Genomic DNA, 2,208 nt, shown 5'->3' on the forward strand with positions numbered 1-2,208 from the left:
AGGCCTGGTGCGGGATGCGCCCGGAGACGTCCTGCATCGTCAGGCCCGGCGGGTGGTTGTGCAGGGCCAGGTGGGAGGCCTGCGGCCAGTTGCGCATCATCTGCTGCGCGGTGTCGCGCATGACGGGGCTGTCGAGGTACGTCAGGATCTCCGGCCACGAGTCGAGCTCGACGTGGTGGGAGTCGACGTCGACGATCAGGTAGTCGTCCAGGCCGTAGCGGACGGTGTCGCGCCGGGCGTTCGCGAGGATCTCGCGGGTGTCCGTCGCGGTGGTGATCTCCTGGGTGGGCAGGCGCCGCACGCTCGGGTCGGTCGCGGTCATGAGCTGCTCCTCGAGAACCAGAGGGCGAGGTCGAACGGGTTGAGGTCGTGGCTGCGCAGGGCGGCCGCGGCGAGGGCGACCGCGTCGGTCGGGGTGGTGTCGCGCGCGTCCGGCGGCTCGGCGCCCTCCTCGGCGGCCACGGCCCAGCAGCGGGCGGTGGTACTCACCAGACGGCGGGCCGTGGCGGGGTCCAGCGCGGCGATCGCGCCGTCGTCGAGACCGGCCGTGACCTCGGCGGCCAGGGTGGCGACGAGCTCGTCGATGCGACGGGCCCGGTCGGTGCGCTCAGACGGTGACACGGATCCGCCCCCCGTCCTCGCTCACCGGGAAGGACCGCAGCGCCAGGTCGGGGCGCCCGGGGTGGCGGCCCGTCGTCACGTCGTACTCGAAGCCGTGCCACGGGCACACGACGTGCATGGTGTCCTCGTCGAAGCGCAGGCCGAGGCTGCGGCGCTCGTCGTCGAGGCGCTCCCGGACCCGGCTGACGATCCGGCCCTGGCACGCCGGCCCGCCCTGGTGGGCGCAGACGTTCTCCCACGCGTGGAGCCGGCCGGCGAAGCGGAAGACCCCGAGGGTCACGGCGCCCGTCGCGGTGGTGATCTCGACGACGAGGCGGCCCCGTTCGGGCACGTCGTCCGACGCCCCGACGTCGACGAGCCGTTCCGTGGTGGTCATGGGAGACAGCGTCCCCCGTCGGCTCCGCCCGTGTCGACGCTCACGGCTCCGTCGCCGCCGCGATCACCGCCGAGAGGTCGCCGTGCAGGCGCATCAGCTCCTCGAGCGGCATCCCGAGGCGCTCGACGATCGCCGGCGGGATGCGCTCCGCGTCGGCCCGCAGCGCCCGGCCGGCCTCGGTGAGCGTGACGGCGAGGGTGCGCTCGTTGCCGGGGACCCGGCGTCGCTCGACGTAGCCCTGGGCCTCGAGCCGCTTGAGCAGCGGCGAGAGCGTGCCGGGGTCGAGCGCGAGCATCCCGGAGAGGTCGGTGACCGAGAGCGGCTCGTCCCCCCAGAGCGCGAGCATGACGAGGTACTGCGGATGGGTCAGGCCCATCGGCTCGAGCAGCGGCCGGTAGAGGGCGATCACCGATCGCGCGGCGACGGCCAGCGCGAAACAGACCTGGTTCTCGAGCGCGAGGGGGTCGATCTCGTCTGTGGGCGCCGTCATGGCGCCCACCTTACGTGGTGCGCATACTGTTGGGGCACAAACTTTCGAGGAGGTGCTCCGTGGTCCCGATGCCGCGACCCGGCCCGCTGTGGTGGCTCTGGTACGCCTACGGAGGAGGCCTGCCGGCGCGCTTCGCGCCGTGGGTGCTGCACGACACGACCTGTCGCACCTGGTGGGTGCGCCACGTCGTCCGGGTGCTCGTGCAGATCGCGCCGTTCGTGGCCGCGATCATCGTGTTCGTCCCCGGCCCGGTGTGGCTGCGCGTGATGAGCGCGCTCGGCGGCGCCATCATGGGGATGATCTTCGCGGTGGCCTACCTGCACGAGACCGCGGAGCACCGGCTCCTCAAGGCCGGCTACCCGGTCGGCACGGGCGTCGAGGCGCGGGCGGCCCGGACGCGGGACAAGGACGAGGCGGCGGCCGCCCGGTACGCGGCGCGGTGGCGCTCGGGTCCGTGAGCAGGGCCGGACGACGGGACCCGCAGGTGCCTCAGGGAGGCGGCGCGCCGAAGTCGGCGAGGACCCGCTCCAGGGGTGCGGGATGGACCGCGACGTCGCCGGCGAACGGGTGGTCGATGGCGACGGCGACGAACAACAGCACCCCGACGAGCGCCGCGAGGCTGGCGGTCATGACCGTGTGGAGCAGCGCGCTGCCGAGACCGAAGATCATCGTGAAGCCGATCGTCACACCGGCGCCCACGACCAGTGCCAGCCACAGGACA

5 protein-coding genes and 1 pseudogene are annotated in these 2,208 nt (G+C 73.3%); 1 reads left to right on the top strand and 5 read right to left on the bottom strand.

Going from position 1 to position 2,208, the window contains the following annotated elements; translation table 11 throughout:
- From AC0CYZ_RS12750 to AC0CYZ_RS12765, 4 genes and pseudogenes are all read right to left on the bottom strand, one after another.
- Nucleotides 1-322 (bottom strand): annotated as a pseudogene (locus AC0CYZ_RS12750) (amidohydrolase family protein); the annotation flags it as partial.
- Nucleotides 319-621, bottom strand: a complete 303-nt coding sequence (locus tag AC0CYZ_RS12755; protein ID WP_472215824.1) for a hypothetical protein — start codon at nt 619-621, stop codon at nt 319-321. The pseudogene AC0CYZ_RS12750 and the gene AC0CYZ_RS12755, both read right to left, overlap by 4 nt.
- Entirely contained in the window at nt 608-997 is a 390-nt protein-coding gene (locus AC0CYZ_RS12760) for a Rieske (2Fe-2S) protein (RefSeq protein ID WP_472215826.1), read from the bottom strand. Before AC0CYZ_RS12760 ends, AC0CYZ_RS12755 begins: the two co-directional genes overlap by 14 nt.
- A gap of 40 nt (nt 998-1,037) precedes the next feature.
- Nucleotides 1,038-1,487 carry a MarR family winged helix-turn-helix transcriptional regulator gene (locus tag AC0CYZ_RS12765; protein ID WP_472215828.1) on the bottom strand — a complete coding sequence of 150 codons (450 nt, stop codon included), beginning with the start codon at nt 1,485-1,487 and terminating at the stop codon, nt 1,038-1,040.
- Between the two features lie 68 nt (nt 1,488-1,555).
- Between AC0CYZ_RS12765 and AC0CYZ_RS12770 the strand changes: the two genes are divergently transcribed.
- The gene (locus AC0CYZ_RS12770; protein WP_472215832.1) at nt 1,556-1,945 is read left to right on the top strand and encodes a DUF5313 family protein; all 390 of its coding nucleotides are present in this window, start codon (nt 1,556-1,558) and stop codon (nt 1,943-1,945) included.
- Between the two features lie 31 nt (nt 1,946-1,976).
- Here AC0CYZ_RS12770 and AC0CYZ_RS12775 read toward each other — a convergent pair.
- The coding region (locus tag AC0CYZ_RS12775; RefSeq protein WP_472215830.1) for a bestrophin-like domain at nt 1,977-2,208 on the bottom strand (232 nt) is incomplete at its 5' end.

Source organism: Actinomycetospora sp. (assembly GCF_055612215.1).

Coding starts and splice junctions, on each gene's coding strand:
- AC0CYZ_RS12760 (WP_472215826.1), bottom strand. CDS start 997: ATGACCACCACGGAACGGCTCGTCGACGTCGGGGCGTCGGACGACGTG.
- AC0CYZ_RS12765 (WP_472215828.1), bottom strand. CDS start 1,487: ATGACGGCGCCCACAGACGAGATCGACCCCCTCGCGCTCGAGAACCAG.
- AC0CYZ_RS12770 (WP_472215832.1), top strand. CDS start 1,556: ATGCCGCGACCCGGCCCGCTGTGGTGGCTCTGGTACGCCTACGGAGGA.